Annotated in this window: 13 protein-coding genes; 7 read left to right on the top strand and 6 right to left on the bottom strand. The window is 68.3% G+C overall.

The features are described 5' to 3' along the window. Positions 1–33 precede the first annotated feature (33 nt). The 3 genes from KXD96_RS22470 to KXD96_RS22480 all read left to right on the top strand — a co-directional run bounded on the left by KXD96_RS22470 (position 34) and on the right by KXD96_RS22480 (position 4,919). Positions 34–462, top strand: a complete 429-nt coding sequence (locus KXD96_RS22470; RefSeq protein WP_260739975.1) for an HIT family protein — start codon at positions 34–36, stop codon at positions 460–462. Positions 463–472: 10 nt separating this feature from the next. Then, complete coding sequence (locus KXD96_RS22475; RefSeq protein WP_260739978.1) at positions 473–919, top strand: nitroreductase family deazaflavin-dependent oxidoreductase; 447 nt, start codon at positions 473–475, stop codon at positions 917–919. Between the two features lie 91 nt (positions 920–1,010). Beyond that, positions 1,011–4,919, top strand: a complete 3,909-nt coding sequence (locus KXD96_RS22480) for a bifunctional diguanylate cyclase/phosphodiesterase (protein ID WP_260739980.1) — start codon at positions 1,011–1,013, stop codon at positions 4,917–4,919. Between the two features lie 4 nt (positions 4,920–4,923). On the opposite strand, the gene KXD96_RS22485 is transcribed toward KXD96_RS22480, so the two are convergent. The 3 genes from KXD96_RS22485 to KXD96_RS22495 all read right to left on the bottom strand — a co-directional run bounded on the left by KXD96_RS22485 (position 4,924) and on the right by KXD96_RS22495 (position 7,988). After that, entirely contained in the window at positions 4,924–5,955 is a 1,032-nt protein-coding gene (locus KXD96_RS22485; RefSeq protein ID WP_260745500.1) for an LLM class flavin-dependent oxidoreductase, read from the bottom strand. Between the two features lie 90 nt (positions 5,956–6,045). Next, positions 6,046–7,164, bottom strand: a complete 1,119-nt coding sequence (locus KXD96_RS22490) for an FAD-binding protein (protein WP_260739982.1) — start codon at positions 7,162–7,164, stop codon at positions 6,046–6,048. Beyond that, positions 7,161–7,988 (bottom strand): uracil-DNA glycosylase, encoded by an 828-nt coding sequence (locus tag KXD96_RS22495; RefSeq protein WP_260745501.1) that lies wholly within the window; start codon positions 7,986–7,988, stop codon positions 7,161–7,163. The genes KXD96_RS22490 and KXD96_RS22495 overlap by 4 nt, the downstream gene beginning before the upstream one ends. Positions 7,989–8,069: 81 nt before the next feature. Here KXD96_RS22495 and KXD96_RS22500 point away from each other — a divergent pair, with 81 nt between their 5' ends. Then, positions 8,070–9,323: an MFS transporter gene (locus KXD96_RS22500; protein WP_260739984.1), complete on the top strand. Its 1,254-nt coding sequence runs from the start codon at positions 8,070–8,072 to the stop codon at positions 9,321–9,323. A 4-nt stretch (positions 9,324–9,327) separates the two neighbouring features. On the opposite strand, the gene KXD96_RS22505 is transcribed toward KXD96_RS22500, so the two are convergent. After that, positions 9,328–9,894 carry an SHOCT domain-containing protein gene (locus KXD96_RS22505; protein ID WP_260739986.1) on the bottom strand — a complete coding sequence of 189 codons (567 nt, stop codon included), beginning with the start codon at positions 9,892–9,894 and terminating at the stop codon, positions 9,328–9,330. Between the two features lie 98 nt (positions 9,895–9,992). Between KXD96_RS22505 and KXD96_RS22510 the strand changes: the two genes are divergently transcribed. The 3 genes from KXD96_RS22510 (at position 9,993) to KXD96_RS22520 (ending at position 13,349) form a co-directional block, all read left to right on the top strand. Beyond that, the gene (locus KXD96_RS22510; RefSeq protein ID WP_260739988.1) at positions 9,993–11,360 is read left to right on the top strand and encodes an FAD-binding oxidoreductase; all 1,368 of its coding nucleotides are present in this window, start codon (positions 9,993–9,995) and stop codon (positions 11,358–11,360) included. Positions 11,361–11,529: 169 nt separating this feature from the next. Beyond that, on the top strand, positions 11,530–12,771 hold the full coding sequence (locus tag KXD96_RS22515) for a cytochrome P450 (RefSeq protein ID WP_260739990.1): 1,242 nt from the start codon (positions 11,530–11,532) through the stop codon (positions 12,769–12,771). After that, the gene (locus KXD96_RS22520; protein ID WP_260745503.1) at positions 12,768–13,349 is read left to right on the top strand and encodes a TetR/AcrR family transcriptional regulator; all 582 of its coding nucleotides are present in this window, start codon (positions 12,768–12,770) and stop codon (positions 13,347–13,349) included. Before KXD96_RS22515 ends, KXD96_RS22520 begins: the two co-directional genes overlap by 4 nt. A gap of 15 nt (positions 13,350–13,364) precedes the next feature. Here the strand turns inward: KXD96_RS22520 and KXD96_RS22525 are convergent, their stop codons facing one another. Then, positions 13,365–14,504, bottom strand: a complete 1,140-nt coding sequence (locus tag KXD96_RS22525; protein WP_260739992.1) for an acyltransferase — start codon at positions 14,502–14,504, stop codon at positions 13,365–13,367. After that, positions 14,501–16,201 (bottom strand): DEAD/DEAH box helicase, encoded by a 1,701-nt coding sequence (locus KXD96_RS22530; protein WP_260739995.1) that lies wholly within the window; start codon positions 16,199–16,201, stop codon positions 14,501–14,503. The genes KXD96_RS22525 and KXD96_RS22530 overlap by 4 nt, the downstream gene beginning before the upstream one ends. Between the last annotated feature and the right edge of the window lie 111 nt (positions 16,202–16,312).

Below are 16,312 nucleotides of genomic sequence, written 5' to 3' on the forward strand. Positions count from 1 at the left end.
GCAGCGTATCCCCCGGCCAGTACCGTGGGCGACATGTCCTGCGTGTTCTGTGCGATCGTCGCCGGCGAGGCCCCGGCCATCCGGATCTGTGAAGACGACGACTACCTGTCCATCCTCGACATCCGCCCCTTCACCCGGGGCCACACCCTGGTGCTCCCCAAACGACACAGCGTGGACCTCACTGACACGCCCCCGGAGACGGTGGCCGGGATGGTCACCATGGGTCAACGGATCGCCCGTGCCGCCCGCGCGACCGAACTGGCCGACGCGACCAACATCGCCATCAACGACGGCAGCGCCGCCTTCCAGACGGTGTTCCACATCCACCTGCACGTGCTCCCGCGGCGCAACGGCGACAAGCTGTCGGTCGCCAAGGGCGTGCTGCTGCGGCGCGACCCCGACCGGGAGGCCACCGCGCAGATCCTGCGTTCGGCTCTGGCCCGCATCGACGCCAGCCAGTAATACTGGGCGGATGGCACTTCCGTCCTGGGTCGAGCAGCGGTTACTGCCCCGAATTCTGCGCGTACACGACACCGTCTATCGCAGGACGAACGGCTGGGTCGGTCATCGCATGCTCCTGATACCCAGCCTGCTGCTACACACCGTGGGCGCCAAGACAGGCCAGCCCCGAACCGCGGCGCTCACCTACGCTCGGGACGGCGACGACTACCTGATCGTCGCGTCCAAGGGGGGCGACCCGCGCGCACCCGGCTGGTATCACAACCTCCGCAAGCATCCGGACGTGGAAATCAATGTTGGGCCAAGGCGTTTCGCGGTAACGGCCCGGCCCGTGCTGCCGGATGACGCCGACTATTCGCGGCTGTGGCAGATCGTCAACAAGAACAACGGCAACCGATACACGGCTTACCAGAAGAAGACGTCGCGGCCGATTCCGGTCGTGGTACTTACGCGACGCTGACCCTGAACCCGGCGCGGAGGATTATTCTCCACTAGCGCGCGGTGAACTCCTCGGAAGCTCACCACATGGCGCGGGATCGGCTGGAGCGGGCATGACACCCTGGGCGGGAAATCCCCGGTGGCGGTTCCGGCTGCCTTCGCGCCTCGGTTGGCTGGTGGCCGGCGTATACGGTTTGGCCGCCGCGCTGGTGGTCGCGTCCTCGATCGGTGGCTGGCAGGGTGCCTACGCCACCCGACCGGTCGACGAAATCGCTTTGGCGGTTTGCCTGCTGTCGGCGGCGGTGTGTGCCGGCTATGCGGCCCGGTCCACCGTCGGGCGGCACCGGCGCGGATGGCTGGCGTTGGTGACGGCGCTGCTGGGCTGGGCGGCCGGCGAGGTCATCTGGGCCGTCTACGACGTGCGTCCGGAACTGGCCCATGCCACCAACCCGGCCGCCGCCGAGGTCGTGCTGCTGCTCTGGCCGTTCGGCGCCTTCGCGTCGATGTTGCTGTTGTCGCGCTTTTCCCGCCACAGTCCACGGCGGCTGGCGCTCGACGGTCTCATCGTGGCGACCTCGCTGTTCGTGGTGTCGTGGGTATTCGTGCTCGACCAACAACTGCGCGAGGACAGCGGGTCGCGGGTGACGACCGTCGCGGAAATCTTCACCGACGTCGTCCTCCTGACGACCGCAATCCTGATGCTTTCCCGGGAGCATCGCGGCGACCAGCCGAGCCGCAACCTGCTGGCGGGCGGCGTGGCGACCATCAGCGTCTCCGACATCGCGATGGTGTTCAAGAGCGGGATCGGCACCTATCAGGTGAGCGATCTGGTCGACCTGGGCAGGGTGGCCGGGCTGGGATTGCTGGCGCTGGCCGCACTGACGAGCATCCGCGAGTCCCCGTCGCCGACAACGCGCAACGACGAGATTCGGTCCCGTACCCGGCTGTGGTTGCCGTATCTGCCGCTGGTGGTGGCCTCCGCGGTCGGAGTGGGTCACGCGGTGGGCCTGATGGAGCGCGGGCCGTTGGCGGTCGCGCTGGGCATCCTCGTGGCCGCGGTGCTCGCCCGCCAGTTCGTGGTGCTGATGGAGAACCAGAGTCTGCTGTCGGAGGTCGAGCGGGAAGCGTTTCGTGACAGCCTGACGGGGCTGGCCAATCGGACCTATTTCCTGCAACGACTGGAAGAGGCCGTCGCGCGCCAAAGCTGCGATATCGCACCCATCGGTGTGCTGTGCCTGGACCTCGACAACTTCAAATCGGTCAACGACGCCCTCGGCCACCCCGCCGGTGACGAACTGCTGGTGCGGGTCGCCGGGCGGCTCACCGCCGCCTTGGGCGACAAGTGCGTCACCGCCCGCCTTGGCGGTGACGAATTCGCGGTGCTGCTGGAAGGCTCCGTCGAGGAGTCGCAAGCGGAGGCGCGCCGGGTGCTCGAGGCGTTCAAAGCCCCAATCGTGGTCGACGGCATTCCCATAGCGGTCCGACCGAGTATCGGTTTCACGGTGGCCACCGGCGGGTCGGACTGCAGTGTCGAACAGCTCCTCCGCCACGCCGACCTGGCGATGTATGCCGCCAAACGCGAAGGCGGCCAGTGCGTTCGCGGCTTCCTGCCCGATTTGCCCCTGGCGTACTCGTCGTCGGCCGCCGAGCCGGCCCCGGCGGCAGCGGCGGTGGCTGAGCCGAGTACCGGCCCGATGCGCAGGCGGGCCACCGACCTGGCGACGTCCAGCCCGGCGCAACCGGACGACGGTCTCGACGGCATTCGGTGGCCACCGACGGCAATCCGGATTGCGTTGGCCGTCTTGGCGGTTGGCGTGGTCTGCTTCACCGCGGCCAGCGTCGCCTTCCCGGATGCGAGCCGCGGCGTCTTTTTCTCCAAATTCCTGTATTCGGCGTTGAACGTGCTGGCGGCCGGGCTGATTGCCGTTCGCGCACACCGCCTCAGGGCCGACCGGCTTGCGTGGTCCCTGATCGCGGCCGGCATGGCATTCTCGGCACTCGGCGACATCGTCTACGCATTGTGGGTTCCGAATGCCCACTCGCCGTCGGTTGCCGATCCCGGATACCTGGCGTTCTACCCGCTCGTCTACGCCGGGATTCTGCTGCTGATGCGATCCTGCCTGAAACGGGTGCCGATGCCCATCCGCCTCGATTCGCTGGTGTGCGCGTTGGCCGTGGCCGCGCTGGCCGCCGCGCTGAGGGCCGGACCCATGCACGCCGCAGCGGCCCGGACGCCCGCGACCGTGCTGGTGGGTCTGGTCTACCCCTGGGGTGATCTGCTGCTGCTGGCCCTGGCCGTCGGCATGTTGCCAATCGTCGGCCGGCGCAGCGACGTTCGGTGGGGCTTTCTCGTTGTCGGCCTGGTCGGCTTCGCGGTCGCGGACACCATCTACCTCTTTCAGACATCGGCGGGCTCATACCGGGCGGGCACCACGCTGGACGCACTCTGGCCGTCTTCGTCGCTGTTGGTGGCGATCGCCAGCTGGGCGCGTTGGTCGTCGGCGACACGGCCATCGCGGCGCGGGCTCGGCTCCTATGCGGTGCCGGTGACGTGCACCGTGGTGGCACTCGGCGTGGCCATCCTGGGGCACCACTCGCGGCTCGCTTCGACCCTCGCCGCGCTGAGCCTCATCGCGGTCGCCGCGCGGTTCGCGGTGACCTTCCGAGATGTCAGCATGCTGGCCGAAAGCCACCAGCAGGCCATGACCGACGAATTGACCGCCCTGCCCAATCGGCGGTCACTGGCGACGGCGCTCACCGCGCTGTCGGCCTCAGCGTCGCAGGCGAGGACGTCATCGCGTCGCGCGCTGCTCTTGCTGCACCTCGACAAGCTGCGGGAGATCAACGACTCGGTCGGCCACCATTTCGGCGGCGAACTTCTGTGGCACATCGCAAACCGATTGGGGCGCAACGTCCGTCGCGACGATCTGCTCGCGCGTGTCAGTGACGAAGAATTCGCCATCCTGCTCGGCGAAGGGTCCGACTTGATCGCCGCCCGCGCCCAGGCCGGCCGATTGCTCGAGGGCATGAACACCCCGTTCGAACTGGATGCGATCAGTGTGCAGATCGACGCCTGCATCGCCGTCGCGCTCTACCCCGACCATTGCGACCATCCCCAGGAGCTGCTGAATCGGGCCGAAGCGGCGGTCCCGCATGCCAAGTCCGCCATCAGCAGAATCGCCGTGTACGAGTCGACTTTCGAGGTGGACCGCGACCACGATCCCAACCTCGTCGGGGAGCTGCGCGCAGCGCTCACCGACGGCGACCAGTTGACGGTGCATTACCAGCCCAAGGTCGACGCGGCCGACGGAAGCGTCCACAGCGTCGAGGCGCTGCTGCGCTGGCAGCATCCCGCCCGTGGGTTGTTGCTGCCGGAGGAGTTCCTGCCCGCCGCCGAGCGCGCCGGTTTGATGCGCACGGTCGCCAATCGCACCCTCGACCTCGCGCTCGAGCAGACTCGGTCCTGGCGAGACCAGGGGGTCCCGCTGACCGTCGCAGTGAACTTGTCGACGGCGAGCCTGCTCGACCTCGACCTCGCGGTCACCATCGAGCGGTTGCTGCGGACCCACGACTTGCCCGCTGACGCACTGATCGTCGAGATCACCGAGAGCGCCCTGGTCGACTCGGAGCGGTCCCGCAACACCGTGGCCGCCCTGCAGCTCCTCGGTGTTCGCATCTCGCTGGACGACTACGGCACCGGATGGTCGTCGCTGGCCCGCCTGCAGGATGTGTCGGTCGACGAGCTGAAGCTCGACAGGCGATTCGTGGCCCGGCTGGCCCAGGACCCTAGATCGGTGGCCATCGTGCAGTCCACCGTGGACCTGGCGCAGAACTTGGGCGCAGACCTCGTCGCCGAGGGGGTCGAGGACGAGGTCACCCTGAGCGCGCTGCGGAGTTACGGCTGCACCATCACCCAGGGGTTCGTGCACAGCCCACCGTTGCCACCGGACAAACTGCTGCGCTGGATGACGGCCAAGGGCGCGACCGCCGGGTCGGTCGAGTCCCAGCGTGTCGCGGACTGACCGGTCAGAACAGCTCCTTGGCGAGCAATTCCAGGGTGGTTACCCGCGCCGGCGCGGTGGCCGGCTCGGTGCCCCGGCGGGCCGAGGCGACCGGGTTGATCATCACCTCGTCGACGTCGAACCGTTGCGCGAGCGCCCACAATTGTTCGGCCGCCTCGGCCGGCGTACCCAGGACCGCTCGTCGCAGCCCGCTCTCCACGATGCGCCGCTGCTGGGGCGTCAGCTCGGCGCCTTCGGCCTCTTCCACGAGCGGCACCGGCCCGAGGGGCTGTCCGGTGCGCAGCTTCGCCATCATCTGCAGGTTGGGCAGCATCAATGCCGTTGCCTCGTCGCGGGTTTCGGCCACCGCCGCGTTGACGGTCAGAAACGTCACCGGCTCGGCCGCCACGGCGCTCGGCTTGAACCGGGAGCGATACACCTCGAGCGCCTCCTCGGTTCCGTTGCCGGAGAAGTGATGCGCGAAGACGTACGGCAACCCCTTGGCGGCAGCCAGGTGCGCCGAGTACATCGACGAGCCCAACAACCACAGGCGCGGCTCCCCGGCCGCTGCCGGCGTGGCCTTGAGCCGGTAGTCCCCCGAGCGCAGCGGCACCACTACGCCGCGCGCGCTCATCAGCGCCGCCACGTCGTCGAGGTATTCCGGGAAGTTCTCGATGTCGCGATCGTCCCGGCCGCCGCGCAGCGCGTAGGAGGTCACCGGGTCCGATCCGGGCGCTCGGCCGATGCCCAGGTCGATGCGGCCCGGCGCGGCGGCTTCCAGCAGCGCGAACTGCTCGGCCACCGCCAGCGGCGCGTGATTGGGCAGCATGACACCGCCGGACCCGAGCCGCAGCTGCGAGGTTTGCGCCGCGAGATAGGCGATCAGGACCGGCGGGCTGGTGGCGCCGACGGACGGCATGTTGTGGTGCTCGGCGACCCAGTAGCGCGTGAAACCCAGCCGATCGGCGGCCTGTGCGAGCTGCACGGTCGCCGCGAGCGCATCGCGGGTCGTCTGGTCCGTGCGCACCGGGACGAGGTCAAGGACGGAAAGACGCACGTTGGCGTCAACGCCGGTCGGCATGCGAACGTTCCCGGCTCATCAGTAGTCCTTGAGCTCAGTAGTCCTTGAGCTCAGTAGTCCTTGAGCTCAGTAGTCCTTGAGCGTGATCGAACTGACGATACGGTCGAAGACCTCCTGCGGTATGGGCGCCCCGCCCGGAATGTTGTCGACGACCAGCCATTGGTTGCGATTAACGTAGTCGTTGAACTCTTTGTGGTAGTTGGCGAAGCCGAGTGCATAGTCGTCACCCGCGGCGGCCAGCTCGCCGGCCAGGATGTAGGCGCCCAGCAGCGCGACGCTGGTGCCCTGACCCGACAGCGGCGAGCAGCAATAGCCGGCGTCGCCGACCAGCGCGACCCTGCCATTGGACCAGCGATCCATCTTGATCTGCGACATCTCGTCGAAATAGAAATCCGGCGCGCTGCGCATGTATTCCAGCAGCTGCGGACGCACCCACCCGTCGTCGGCCATCCGCCGTTCCAGCTCGGCGAACTGCGCTTCGGTGTCGCGGTAGTCGATCCGCAGATCGGTGTCCATAAAACCGAGCATGGCGCGGGCCTCGGTGTTGTTGCGGGCGCTGTAGACCCCGGCCATGGTGGAGTCCCCGTAATGCCAGGTCTGCCAGTAATCGAGGCCCAGGAAGTTGGGCACGGTGAAGATCGCCGCGTGGGTGCCCAGCCTCTCGATGAATTGCTCCTCGGGGCCGAACACCAATCGGCGCACGTTGGAATGCAATCCGTCGGCGCCGATCACCAAGTCGAAGCGGCGCGCGGGGGCGCGTTCGAAGGTCACGTTGACGGCGGCGCCGTCGTCGTCCAAGCCGGTGATGGTGTCATCGAAGATGTATTCGGCCGTCCATTGGCTTGCGCCGTAAAGCAATTCGACCAGGTCGTCACGCAGAAGTTCAATGTCGGGGCTGTCGATGGGGCCGCCGGTGGGTGTCGACTCGGTGTCGCGGGACAGTTCGTTGCCGTCGCGGTCGACGACGGACGCGCCGCGAATTTGCGTCCTGCGCTTCTGGGCGGCGGCCAGCAGCCCCATGCGTTCCAGCACTCCCAGCGCCGGCCCACGCACGTCGATCGCCTGACCGCCCGGCCGCGGCCCGGCGTGGCGCTCCACCACGGTGACCGAATAGCCGTGCCGTCCAAGCCAATAGGCCGCCGTCGCACCGGCCACGCTGGCACCGGAAATCAAAATGTCAGTCACTTGATACCTGCCAGCCTCTTTGCGTCGCGGAATATGTCGTCGAGCATCGCTGGTGTCAACCTACCGGTAAACATGTTTTGCTGGCTCGGGTGGTAGCAACCGAGTAACCGCACACCGGGCGCGAATTGCGCGACCACCCCGTGGCCGAACCGCGGCTTGCGCATCGCCGACGCGCCCGGCAGTCGCAGCGCGATTTGCCAGGCGAATCCGCCCAAAGCCACGATCGTGCGCACATGATCGGACACCAGCCGCCATTCGGCCTCCAGCCAGGGCCAGCAGGTGTCGCGCTCCACGGGCGTCGGGGCGTTGGCCGGAGGCGCGCACCGCACCGGCGCCACGATGCGAACGCCGTTGGCCCGCAACCCATCCGCGGCATCCACACTGGTCGGCTGGTTCACCAGTCCGGCCCGGTACAGCGCCGCATAAAGCTGATCACCGGACCGGTCGCCGGTGAACATACGTCCGGTCCGGTTGCCGCCGTGCGCGGCGGGCGCCAACCCGACGATCAGCATCCGGGGCCGCTCCGACCCCCAGCCCGGCACCGGCCGGCCCCAATACGGCTGGTCGGCGAAGGCGCGCCGCTTGAGGACGGCGACGTCCTCGCGCCAGGCGACCAGCCGCGGGCAGGCCCGGCAGACGCTGATCACGGCGTCGAGTTCGGGGATCGACGCGACCTGCGCCGCCAGGGCCGTGACCCCTGCGGCGTCGGCGGCCACCGTGGTCTGCGGGGTCGCCGGATCGCCCGGCCATCCGGTGCCGGGAACCACTGGAGAGTCGAACGCCTGGCCGGTGCGTGGGTGGACGAGCACATGAACATCCTGCAGTCAGCCGGTGGGTGACGGCCGAACGGCCCGGATATTGAGTGGTCCCGCCGCGGATGAGCGGTTAAATTTTCCGGGATATCCATGAGCCACCCGAGCCGCGGCCCGGCGTTTCTGATCCTGTTCGCCACGCTGCTGGCGACGACGGGTACCGGCATCTCGATAATCGCGTTCCCCTGGTTGGCGTTGCAGCACCACGACCGCGCGCGCGACGCGTCGATCGTGGCAGCGGCCATGACGCTGCCGCTGGTCCTCGCCACGCTGGTCGCCGGTACCGCGGTCGACTTCATCGGGCGCCGCCGGGTGTCGCTGGTCTCCGACTCGCTGTCGTGCGCGGCGGTGGCCGCCGTCCCGCTGGCCGCCGGGCTGTTCGGGGTGGACGCGATCAACGTCGCCGAGCTGGCGGCGCTGGCGTTCTGCGCGGCCGCTTTCGACCCGGCCGGGACGACGGCGCGCCAGTCGATGCTGCCGGAGGCCGCCGCCCGCGCGGGCTGGTCGCTGGACCGCACCAACGGCATCTACGAGGCCGCGCTCAACCTGGGTTTCATGGTGGGCCCGGGCATCGGCGGCTTGATGATCTCGACGGTCGGCGGCGTCAACACGATGTGGGTCACGGCGGGTTGTTTCGGGTTGTCCCTGTTGGCCATTGGTGCGCTGCGGCTCCAGGGGGCCGGTAAGCCCCACCACGCGACCCGCCCCGAGGGGTTGGTGTCCGGCATCGTCGAAGGGCTTCGGTTCGTCTGGACGCTGCGGGTGCTCCGGACGCTCGGTCTGATCGACCTGGCGGTGACCGCGCTGTACCTGCCGATGGAAAGCGTGCTGTTCCCAAAGTATTTCGCCGACAAGGACCAGCCCGCACAGCTGGGTTGGGCGTTGATGGCGATCGCGGTCGGCGGCGTGGCGGGCGCGCTTGGCTATGCCGCGCTGTCGACACACACCCGGCGTCGCACGGCCGTGTTGACGGCGACCCTCACCTTCGGCGCCGCGACGGTCGGCATCGCGTTCCTGCCGCCGCTGCCGGTCATCCTGGTGCTCTGCGCGGTCACCGGCCTGGTCTACGGGCCGATCCAGCCCATCTACAACTACGTCATGCAGACCCGGGCGCCGCAGCATCTGCGCGGTCGAGTGGTCGGGGTGATGGCGGGGCTGACCTACACCGCGGGACCGCTCGGCTTGCTGGTGGCCGGTCCGCTCGCCGATGCCGCCGGATTGAAGGTCACCTTCCTGGCGCTGGCGGTGCCGATTCTGTTGATCGGCCTGGTGGCGTTGAGGCTGCCGTCGCTGCGGGAATTGGACCGCGCGCCGGAGTTCGAGGCGAGTCGGCGTTCGCCGCTGTGATTCGTCAGTCGCCGAGAATCTTGCGCTTTTGCTGCTCGAATTCCTCGTCGGTGAGCAAGCCCCGGTCTTTCAGCGCGGCCAACCGTTCGAGCCGATCGATCGGGTCCTGGTGGGCTTGTTGGGTTTGCGCCGCCTGCATTGCGCCGAGCGCCTGCTGCTGCATCTCGGCCCCGCGCCGCATCATCTCTTCCCGGAAGGCGGTGGGGTCCGCGATGGCTCGCCGAATGACATCGGCCATCGGCATCCCCATGACCTGCGCGCCCGCCAGGTCGGGGCGGGCCGCCGTCACGGCGTCGATGGCCACGCCGGCCGTGGCGGCCGGCCGGTGATCGACTTGAACGCGGCTGTGGTCCTTCGGGTCGTAGAGCACCGCCAGTCGCATGCCGGGCCGGGGCCTGGTGAGCTGGGGCAGCAGCGCGGTGACGCCGGCCTCGAACGGCGGCTCACCGTCCGGCGTTACCCTCACGTGCAGCTTCCAGCGAACCTCGGTGTTGTCAACCAGGTTCGGGTTGCCGATGGTGACCGACAGCGCCGATTGCTCCGCGGCCAGGACGTCCGCGTACGCGCGCACACCGACTTTGCTGAGATCTCGCCGTCCGAACACTTCTGACCTGCCTTTCGCCAGAATCGCTCAACTGTACGCCGCTGACGGGCCCGTAGGATCGGTCTGTGAATGCTGACGTCCTGGCCGAGCTCACCGCGGGCCTGCCCGACGGCATGGTCGTCACCGACCCGGCCGTGACCGAGGGCTACCGGCAGGACCGGGCGTTCGACCCGTCGGCCGGCAAACCACTGGCCGTGGTCCGGCCGCGGCGCACCGAAGACGTGCAGACGGTGTTGCGCTGGGCTTGTGCTCACGGGGTGCCGGTGGTGACCCGCGGAGCCGGCAGCGGCCTGTCCGGCGGGGCGACGGCGCTGGACAACGGCATCGTCCTGTCGACGGAGAAGATGCGCGACATCACCGTCGACCCGGTGACCCGCACCGCGGTGTGCCAGCCCGGGCTGTTCAACGCCGAAGTCAAGAAGGCCGCCGCCGAGCACGGCCTGTGGTATCCGCCCGATCCGTCGTCGTTCGAAATCTGCAGCATCGGCGGCAACATCGCGACCAATGCCGGCGGCCTGTGTTGCGTGAAGTACGGCGTCACCACCGACTACGTGCTGGGCATGCAGGTGGTGCTGGCCGACGGTACGGCGGTCCGACTCGGCGGCCCCCGGCTCAAGGACGTCGCGGGGCTGTCGTTGACGAAGTTGTTCGTCGGCAGCGAGGGCACCCTGGGCGTCGTCACCGAGGTCACGCTGCGGCTGGTGCCCAAGCAGAACGCGTCCAGCATCGTGGTGGCGAGCTTCGCCACCGTAGAGGCGGCGGTCGATGCGGTGCTCGGGGTGACCGCGCGGCTGCGCCCATCGATGCTGGAGTTCATGGATTCGGTGGCGATCAACGCCGTCGAGGACACGTTGCGCATGGACCTGGACCGTGGGGCGGCCGCCATGCTGGTGGCCGGGTCCGACGAAAGGGGGCGAGCGGCCTTTGACGACGCTTCGGTCATGGCCGCGGTTTTCGCGGAAAGCGGTGCGACGGAGGTGTTTTCGACCGACGACCCCGACGAGGGTGAGGCCTTCGTCGCCGCCCGCCGGTTCTGCATCCCCGCGGTCGAGGCGAAGGGATCGCTACTGCTCGAGGATGTCGGCGTACCGCTCCCGGCGCTGGGCAGGCTGGTCACCGGCATCGCGGGCATCGCCGCCGAGAGTGACCTGACCATCTCGGTGATCGCCCACGCCGGTGACGGCAACACCCATCCGCTGATCGTGTACGACCCCGCGGATGCCGCGATGTCCGAGCGGGCACATCTGGCCTTCGGCGAGATCATGGACCTGGCCGTCGGGCTCGGCGGCACCATCACCGGTGAGCACGGCGTCGGCCGATTGAAGCGGCCGTGGCTGGCCGGCTACCTCGGGCCGGAGGTGATGGACCTCAACCGGCGCATCAAGCAGGCCCTGGACCCCCAGGGCATTCTCAACCCCGGCGCGGGTATCTGATTTTTGTTGGGTGCCTTGAGTGTGCGCTGAAGGCTTCGGGTGTGTGCCCATGGCACGATTTCCGGCCTTCTTGCGCCCTGGACGCACACTCGACGCCGTCAATGCACACTCGACGCAGATCGACGACGCACCTGTTGACAATGCTGCTCAACTGTCGTACTCATGAGACATGACTCCGGTTATGTCTCACAACGCGCCGGTGGTGTTCGAGCTGGCCACCGCAGACACCTGGCCGGATCCCTGGCCGATGTACCGCGCGCTTCGCGACCACGATCCGGTACACCATGTCGTCCCGGCCAATCGGCCCGAGCACGACTACTACGTGCTGTCCCGGCACGCCGACGTGTGGGCCGCGGCGCGCGATCACGAGACCTTCTCCTCCGCGCAGGGACTGACCGTGAACTACGGCGACCTGGAAATGATCGGGCTACAAGACAATCCACCGTTTGTGATGCAGGATCCGCCGGTGCACACCGAGTTTCGCAAACTGGTGTCGCGTGGCTTCACGCCACGCCAGGTGGAGGCGGTGGAGCCCAAGGTGCGCGATTTCGTCGTCGAGCGCATCGAGCGGCTGCGCGCCGAGGGCGGTGGCGACATCGTCACCGAGCTGTTCAAACCGCTGCCGTCGATGGTGGTCGCACACTACCTCGGCGTCCCCGAAGCGGATCGGGCGCAGTTTGATTGGTGGACCGACGTGATCGTCGCGGCCAACACCGCCGAAGGCGGGGTGGCCGGGGCGCTGGAAACGGTTGGCGATGCGGTCGGATCGATGATGGCCTACTTCACCGGCCTGATCGAGCGCCGCCGCACCGAGCCCGAGGACGACACCATCTCGCATCTGGTGGCCGCCGGGGTGGGCGCCGACGGCGACATCGCGGGCACGCTGTCGGTGCTGGCGTTCACGTTCACCATGGTGACCGGAGGCAATGACACCACCACCGGAATGCTGGGCGGCTCAATGCCTTTGCTGCACCGGCGGCCCGATCAGCGGCGGCTTCTCGTCGACGATCCGGGGCTGATCCCGGACGCGGTGGAGGAGCTGCTGCGGCTGACCTCGCCGGTGCAGGGGCTGGCCCGCACGACCACCCGCGATGTGACGATCGGCGACACCACGATCCCCGCGGGCCGCAAGGTGCTTCTGCTGTATGGGTCGGCCAACCGGGACGAGCGTCAATATGGGCCGGACGCCGGAGAACTCGACGTCACCCGCCGCCCGCGCAACATCCTGACCTTCAGCCACGGCGCACACCATTGCCTGGGAGCGGCGGCGGCACGGATGCAATCCCGCGTCGCCCTGACCGAACTGCTGACCCGCTGCCCGGATTTCGAGGTCGACGAGTCCGCGATCGTCTGGTCGGGCGGCAGTTACGTGCGGCGCCCGCTGTCGGTGCCGATCCGGGTGGAGTCCTGATGCCGAACGACTGGCTGGGCGCGCACCGCACCGAGGCGGCCACGGACCGGATACTCGACGCGGCGGAGCGGCTCTACACCGAGCGCGACCACGCTTCGATCGGCATGAACGAAATCGCCAGGGCCGCAGGGTGTTCGCGAGCCACGCTGTACCGATACTTCGAGAGCCGGGAGGCGTTGCGCACCGCCTACGTGCACCGCGAGACGCGCCGGCTGAGCCGGGCGATCAAGGAGCAGATCGGCGGCCTCGACGATCCCCGGGAACGGCTTGTCGCGAGCATCACCGCCACGCTGCGGATGGTTCGCGGCAGCCGCGCGCTGGCGTCGTGGTTCGTCCTCACCCGGCCGCCGGTCGGCGCCGAGATGGCGGGGCGATCCGAGGTGATCACCGCCCTGGCCGCCGCGTTCGTCGGCTCACTCGGGCCCGAGGACCCCGCCCTGGTGGAGCGCCGGGCGCGCTGGGTGGTGCGAGTGATCACATCGCTGCTGCAATTCCCGGGCCGAGACGACGCCGACGAGCGGGCGATGATCGAAGAGTTCGTCGTCCCGATCGTGACGCCGGTTTCCGCCCGCGGGTAGCGGACGGAAGACGGCTCAGGTCCGCACGCGGGTGAAGCGGTGCAGCAGCCAGGCCAATGGAATCGTCAGCACCATCGTCGCGATGAACAGGTACAGCATCGAGCCGGTGTAGACGTGGGCGCGGACGACATAGACCATGGCGAATTCCATGGTGATCAGGTGGATCAGGAAAATCTCGTAGGAGATCTCCCCCAGCCACACCATCGGCCGCGTCGCCAACGCCCGCCAGTACCAACCCTGGTCCTCCAGAGCCAGTGGCGCCACCGCGAGCGCGGCGATCACGGCGTAGAAGCAGGTCTTGAACAGGGCCTCGCTCAGCGTTGCCGGCGACGTGGTGGGCGCGCCGGCGATGGGAGTGGAGACGATGAAATAGCAGACGACGGCCAGCGGTATCGCCACAAACGCGTACCCCCGCACCCTCATCGCCTGCAGCACGGCCAACAACATCCCGGCGAGGAACCAGGCCAGGTAGGTGGGCAGCCACAGCCGCGCGCCGTCGGGGAACCAATGATCGGTGTGCACGAGGACCAGCCAGGCCGGGCTGATCAAGCTCAACCCGGCCAGCGCAGCCAGCAGCAGTCTCGGCCGCCAGCGCCGGCGGCAGACGAGCACCAGCAGCACGTATGCCAGCAGCGGGAGCAGCACATAGAACGAGGCTTCCACCGCGAGGCTCCACATCTGGGTCAGGCCCTGGTGCAGATACTTCCCCAGGTAGCCGTTGCAGTAGATCTGCGTCAGCGTCAAGTTGCGCACCAGTCCGGGCCACGTGTGCCCGGGGTTGGGTCCCGCCGCGCGGAAGTGGTAGAGCGCGTAGGCGAACAGCACGGTGATGACGTAGGCCGGCATGATGCGCCGAACCCGGTGCCACGCATAGCGACTCAGTGACGGTGGCGGCGCGCCGGTGGCGGCGGATTTCAGCCACGGACGGAACAGCAGGAAGCCGGACAGCACGAAGAAGATCGGCACGCCGATCTCCAACCGGGAGCCCATCAGGCCCCAATAACCGTGGGTGTACTTGCCGGTGGTGTAGGCCGCGTGGGTGCCGACGACGAGGAGGGCGGCGACGGCGCGAATTCCGGTCAGCGACGCGACCCGGTCGACGTGGGCGGTCTGTTCGAGTCCGCCCTGGGCGTCTTGTTCTTCGGACAGGATCATCCGGTGTGTTTCCTGCGCGGCTTCTGCCCGTCACGGCTGCGGGGCTTGGTCGCTGACCGGTCCGGCTGAAGGTTGATCAGAACCCCCGAGATGCGGGTGCGCTCAAGCCTTTTCAGCGTCGACTTGGACAGCTTCGCCGGCAATTCCACCAGCGAGAAGTCCGGGCCGATGGCGATGTGGCCGAAATCGCTGCGATGCAGGCCGCCCTCGTTGGCGATGGCGCCGACGATCGCGCCCGGGCCGACCTTGTGCCGCTTGCCCACCGCAATCCGGTACGTGCTGAATGACCTTGCTTCCCTTGGCCGTCCGGGACGCTCACGGTGTTCGGTGTGCCGCTCGCGTCGTTCGCGCGGCGGCTCGGGCGCCATCAGGAACTCTTCACCGTCGCGGGCCTGCAACGCCAGCGCCGCGGCTATGTCGGCCAACGGGACGTCGTGCTCGCGTTCGTAGTCCTCCACCAGCTTGCGGAACAACTCGATGCCCGGGCGGCCCAGCGCGGCGGTGATGGAATCGGCGAACTTCGCCACCCGCTGGGCGTTGACGTCCTCGACGGTGGGCAGCTCAGCCTCGGAGAGCGGTTGGCGCGTCGCCTTTTCGATCGCTCTGAGCAGGTGGCGTTCCCGCGGCGAAACGAACAGCAGCGCGGTTCCCGCCCGCCCGGCCCGGCCAGTGCGCCCGATGCGATGCACGTAGGACTCGGTGTCGTGCGGGATGTCGTAGTTGAGCACGTGCGAGATCCGCTCCACGTCCAGCCCGCGGGCGGCCACGTCGGTGGCGACCAAAATGTCGATGCCGCCGTCCCGCAACGCGGCGATGGTCCGCTCCCGCTGCGCCTGCGGGATGTCGCCGTTGATCGCCGCCGCGGAAAACCCTCGGGCGCGCAGCCTTTCGGCGACCTCCTCCGTGGCCTGCTTGGTGCGTACGAAGACGATCATCGCCTCGAACGGCTCCACTTCGAGGACCCGGGTCAGCGCGTCCATCTTGCGCGGACCGGCGACCTGGATGTAACGCTGCGAAATGTTCTCGGCCGTGGTCGTTTTGGCCTTGGTCGTGACCTCGAACGGATCGTGCAGATACTTGGTGGTGAGCTTGCGGATGGCCGGCGGCATGGTCGCCGAGAACAGGGCGACCTGTTTGTACTCGGGTGTGTCGGCCAGGATGCGTTCGACGTCTTCGGCGAAGCCCATGGTGAGCATCTCGTCGGCCTCGTCGAGCACCAGGTAGTCGACCCGCGACAGGTCCAGCGTCCCGCGCTCGAGATGGTCGATGACCCGGCCGGGTGTCCCCACCACCACCTGGGCGCCGCGTCTCAGCCCGGCCAGCTGCACGCTGTAGGAGGAGCCGCCGTAGATCGGCAACACGTTGATCTTCGGCAGATGGGCCCCGTAGCGGCTGAACGCCTCGGCCACCTGCAGCGCCAGCTCCCGGGTGGGCGCCAGCACCAGCGCCTGGGTCGCGGTGCTGGTGACGTCGATCTTGGACAGGATGGGGATCGCGAACGCCGCCGTCTTGCCGGTGCCGGTCTGCGCCAGCCCGACGACGTCCGAGCCCGCCATCAACGCCGGGATCGTTGTGGCCTGGATGCCGGTGGGCGACTCGTAGCCGACGTCGGCGATCGCCCGCAGGACAGAGGGGTGGATCTGCAGGTCGGCAAACGTCGTCGGGGCAGCCTCGGTCGTGCCGTCGGGGAGGGTCATCGTCCATGGAGTCTAGTGCTGATCGCGAGCGCAGCGGGGCCTGAGCGCGACGAGCCCGTGATCATGAGCACAGCTGCGCCGGGTCCGGCCACGCCTGTCACACCTGCGCGC

Source organism: Mycobacterium sp. SMC-2 (assembly GCF_025263485.1).
In the GTDB taxonomy this organism is placed as follows: domain Bacteria; phylum Actinomycetota; class Actinomycetes; order Mycobacteriales; family Mycobacteriaceae; genus Mycobacterium.

Bases quoted from the DNA above. Each gene is read 5' to 3' on its own strand.
- KXD96_RS22470 (WP_260739975.1), top strand. From the start codon at position 34: ATGTCCTGCGTGTTCTGTGCGATCGTCGCCGGCGAGGCCCCGGCCATC.
- KXD96_RS22475 (WP_260739978.1), top strand. From the start codon at position 473: ATGGCACTTCCGTCCTGGGTCGAGCAGCGGTTACTGCCCCGAATTCTG.
- KXD96_RS22480 (WP_260739980.1), top strand. From the start codon at position 1,011: ATGACACCCTGGGCGGGAAATCCCCGGTGGCGGTTCCGGCTGCCTTCG.
- KXD96_RS22500 (WP_260739984.1), top strand. From the start codon at position 8,070: ATGAGCCACCCGAGCCGCGGCCCGGCGTTTCTGATCCTGTTCGCCACG.
- KXD96_RS22515 (WP_260739990.1), top strand. From the start codon at position 11,530: ATGACTCCGGTTATGTCTCACAACGCGCCGGTGGTGTTCGAGCTGGCC.
- KXD96_RS22525 (WP_260739992.1), bottom strand. From the start codon at position 14,504: ATGATCCTGTCCGAAGAACAAGACGCCCAGGGCGGACTCGAACAGACC.
- KXD96_RS22530 (WP_260739995.1), bottom strand. From the start codon at position 16,201: ATGACCCTCCCCGACGGCACGACCGAGGCTGCCCCGACGACGTTTGCC.